This is a genomic window from Citreimonas sp. (assembly GCF_042096055.1).
Classification (GTDB): domain Bacteria; phylum Pseudomonadota; class Alphaproteobacteria; order Rhodobacterales; family Rhodobacteraceae; genus Citreimonas.
In genome coordinates, this window is sequence record NZ_JBELMH010000150.1 from 1 (window position 1) to 3,640 (window position 3,640).

At 71.6% G+C, this 3,640-nt stretch carries 3 protein-coding genes and 1 pseudogene; 1 reads left to right on the plus strand and 3 read right to left on the minus strand.

All coding sequences use genetic code 11. The annotated features are described in order from the left end of the window. The 3 genes and pseudogenes from ACFDTC_RS17780 to crtA all read right to left on the minus strand — a co-directional run. A pseudogene (locus tag ACFDTC_RS17780) lies at window positions 1–1,048 on the minus strand (magnesium chelatase ATPase subunit D); the annotation flags it as partial. Further along, on the minus strand, window positions 1,045–2,049 hold the full coding sequence (gene bchI, locus ACFDTC_RS17785) for a magnesium chelatase ATPase subunit I (protein ID WP_375260211.1): 1,005 nt from the start codon (window positions 2,047–2,049) through the stop codon (window positions 1,045–1,047). The pseudogene ACFDTC_RS17780 and the gene bchI, both read right to left, overlap by 4 nt. Continuing rightward, window positions 2,046–2,753 (minus strand): spheroidene monooxygenase, encoded by a 708-nt coding sequence (crtA, locus tag ACFDTC_RS17790; RefSeq protein ID WP_375260212.1) that lies wholly within the window; start codon window positions 2,751–2,753, stop codon window positions 2,046–2,048. The genes bchI and crtA overlap by 4 nt, the downstream gene beginning before the upstream one ends. A gap of 135 nt (window positions 2,754–2,888) precedes the next feature. Between crtA and crtI the strand changes: the two genes are divergently transcribed. Then, window positions 2,889–3,640: phytoene desaturase family protein (gene crtI, locus ACFDTC_RS17795; RefSeq protein WP_375260213.1), on the plus strand; the 752-nt coding region annotated here is incomplete at its 3' end.

Consider the following 3,640-nt stretch of genomic DNA (forward strand, 5'->3'; position numbering starts at 1 on the left):
GCCGCGCGCGGCGGCGCAACGGCTGCCACGGCGCCGCAGCCCGCAGCGTGGCGATAAGGTCGATCCGGCCTTGCGCGGGCGATCCCGGCCGCGACGGCAGCGGCCGCCCGCGCCGGTTCCCCTTGTGCCGCTTGCCCGCGCCGCCCGAACCGGTGCCCTTGGCACGCCCCGGCTGCGCCAGCGCCCGCAACACCTCGGGCGGCAGCATCGCCTTCACGGCCTCGACCAGCATCTCGTTCGGGATCGCCTGGTTGTCCTCTCCCGCATCATCCGGCGCGTCCTCCGGCTGCGGGGCGTCGTCCTGCGGTGCATCCTCAGGCGCGTCGCCAGGTAGCATCGTGGCGCGATGCGCGTAGACCAGCTGTACCGCCAGCGCCAGATCGTCCTGCCCCACCGCGCCGCGACCGGCCAGCGCCGCATTGGCCCGCGCCACCGCCAGCGCCAGCAGCGGTGCTCGCATCGAGCCGATGCCGAACCGCGCTGCCGTCACCGTCAGCGCCGTCACCGCTTCGTCGGGCACCCGCACGGCGTCCAGCCGAGTCCGCGCCTGCGCGATGTTGCGGGCGTCCAGCGCGATTTCGGCGAGGTCCATCGCCCGCAGCCCGCCGAGGTCCAGCGAGAATGCCACCCGCTCGACCAGTGCTGCGGGCGCGCGTTCGTCGGGCTCGGCGCCTTCGTCCAGCAGAATCGCGACGTGGTCGTCGGTGTCCAGCGCCTGCCCCAGCCGCGCGGCAAGTTCCGGCTCGCAGCGCTCGGCCATGCTCAGCAGCAGCACGGCGGGGGCGTCCAGCAGGCCCGCGCTGCGGCGCACCGCACCCGCAGCCAGCGTGGCGGCGATGTCGACGCCGCCATACAGCTGCAGGTCGCCGATCGACGGCGTGATCCGGCGCAGCGGGCGCAGCGCCTCGGGCAGACCCGCAAGGCAGGCGTCGCGCACCGGACCCGCCCGCGCGCGCAGATGCACGCCGCGCAGGCCACCCGGATCGACTGCCAGAAGCGCCAGGGCCAGCTGTCCGGTGACCCAGCTTTCGACCGGGTCCTCGATCATGCCAGCACGTCGTCCGCCATGCGCGTGACGCGGGTCGACGACCCGGCCTCGTCCAGCGGATCGCGGCGCAGCCGGTGCGACAGCGCCATCGGCGCGACCGCGCGCAGGTGGGCACGCGTCACCGCCTGTGCGCCCTCGAACGCGGCCTGCGCGCGGGCGGTGCGCAGCAGCGTCAGCTCGCCCCGCAACCCGTCCGAGCCGAGCGCCACGCAAAGCTGCGCGCAATCGCGCAGCGTCGCATCCGGCGTCGCCACGTCGGCCAGCCGCGCGCGGGCCGCCAGGATCGCCGCGCGCAGCGCGGCATCCTCGGCCGCCCATTTCCGCAGGAACGCCGCGCGGTCGGTGTCGAAGGCGGCGCGCCGGCGGATCACCTCGATCCGCTCCTCGATATCGTCGGGCGAGCGGACCTCGACCGACAGGCCGAACCGATCCAGCAGTTGCGGCCGCAGCTCGCCCTCTTCCGGGTTGCCCGAGCCCACCAGCACGAACCGTGCGTCGTGGCGGATCGACAGGCCCTCGCGCTCGATCACGTTCTCGCCCGATTGCGCCACGTCCAACAGCAGGTCGACGATGTGATCCTCGAGCAGGTTGACCTCGTCGATGTAAAGATACCCGCGGTTGGCGCGCGCCAGCAGCCCCGGCTCGAACGCCTTCACGCCCTGCGTCAACGCGCGCTCGATATCCAGCGCGCCGGTCACGCGGTCCTCGGTCGCGCCCAGCGGAAGGTCCACGACCGGCGTCGGCACCTCGGTCGTGACATCCACGCGTGGATCGGCCCAAGCGGGATGATCCTCCAGCGTCTCGGCGTTCGTCGGGCTTCCTTCGATCACGCGGATCGGTGGCAGCAGCGCGGCCAGCGCGCGCACGGCCGTCGACTTGCCGGTGCCCCGGTCGCCGAAGACCAGAACACCGCCGATGCCGGGATCGACCGCGGTCAGCACCATGGCCTGTTTCATCGCCGCCTGCCCGACGATCGCGGTGAAGGGAAAGGGCTGTTTCATGCGGCTTGCTCCTGCGGGACAAGGGGGCTGCGGCCTTCCCAGCTGCCGGATTCGCCGGCGACGCGGAACCGGGCGTACAATTCCTCGCGGAACCAGCCTTCGTCGCGCACCGCGCGGATCGCGCGGGCATGGGGGCCGTCGCGGCGCGCGAACCGCGCCATCGATTCGGTGTCGGGCCAGATCGAGAAGGTGACCTGGTGCAGCAACGGCACCTCGCCGATGCCGATCTTGAAGATCACGTTCGGGTCGGCGCCGATCACGGCGCTGATATCCGGGACGCGCCGCCAGAAGCGCGTGGCGACGGCCGGGCGCACGGTCGCGCGCGTCAGCGCCGCGATCGGCCCGCGCCCGCTATCGGGCTGCACCATGAAGGGCGCGCACGACGCCCATGCACCACGGGCCGAGATCGGCGTCAGGAAGATGGTCCAGTGCTCGGACGCGCGGCGCCGGTAGCGGCGGTAGAGCGCCGATTGCGCCGTCTGCGCGCGCGCCGTGTCCACGTCGGGCCAGGTGGCGAGGATCGCGTAGACGGCGGTGTCGGGCACCGGGGTGAACCCTTCGCCCGTGCCGGATCCGCACAGCTTCCAGAAGCCGATGCCGGGGATTCGCGGCATCGCCAGACGCGCCGCACCCATCATCCCCAACGCCCAGAGACGGGCGCCGGGACCGGCGAACCGGAACAGGCTGAGGCTGGTGGTCTGCATCGCGCATCCCCGAAGTGTCAGGCAAGTCTGACATATAAAACCGCACATGCCTAGCGATCAACACAATCAGTTCTGCGACAATAGCCATATTGTCAGGCTAGGTTTACATCGCTACGCTCGGCAAACATGACCCGCATGGAATCCAACCTCTCCGCCCGGCCCGCCCACGCCGTCGTCATCGGCGCCGGTCTCGGCGGCCTTGCCTCGGCCATGCGGCTGGGCGCGCGCGGCTACCGCGTCACCGTGATCGACCGGCTGGACGTGCCCGGCGGGCGCGGCTCGGCGATCTGGAAGGACGGGCATCGCTTCGACCTTGGCCCGACGATCGTCACCGTGCCGCAGATATTCAAGGAGCTCTGGGCCGCCTGCGGACGCGACTTCCACGCCGAGGTCGACCTGCGCCCGCTCGATCCGTTCTACGAGATCCGCTGGCCCGACGGCTCGACCTTCCGCGCGCGGCAGGACACGGACGCGATGATCGACGAAGTGCGCCGCCTGTCGCCGGGCGACGTCGCCGGCTACCGCCGCTTCCTGAAGGACAGCGAGGCGCGCTATTGGTTCGGGTTCGAGGACATGGGCCGCCGGTCCATGCACCGCTTCGCCGACCTGCTGCGCGCGATCCCCCGCTTCGTCGCCTTCCGCGCGGACCGCTCGGTCCACGCCCACGCTGCCAGCCGCGTGAAGGATCCGCGCCTGCGCATGGCACTCAGCTTCCATCCGCTGTTCATCGGCGGCGATCCCTTCAACGTCACCTCGATGTACATCCTCGTCAGCCACCTCGAGAAGGAATTCGGCGTGCACTACGCCATGGGTGGCGTGGTCGAGATGGCCCGCCGCATGGCCGCCGTGATCGAGGACCAGGGCGGCCTGATGCGCCTGCGCACCGA

Excerpts from the sequence above, each read along its gene's own strand:
- crtA (WP_375260212.1), bottom strand. The coding sequence starts at position 2,753 with ATGCAGACCACCAGCCTCAGCCTGTTCCGGTTCGCCGGTCCCGGCGCC.
- bchI (WP_375260211.1), bottom strand. The coding sequence starts at position 2,049 with ATGAAACAGCCCTTTCCCTTCACCGCGATCGTCGGGCAGGCGGCGATG.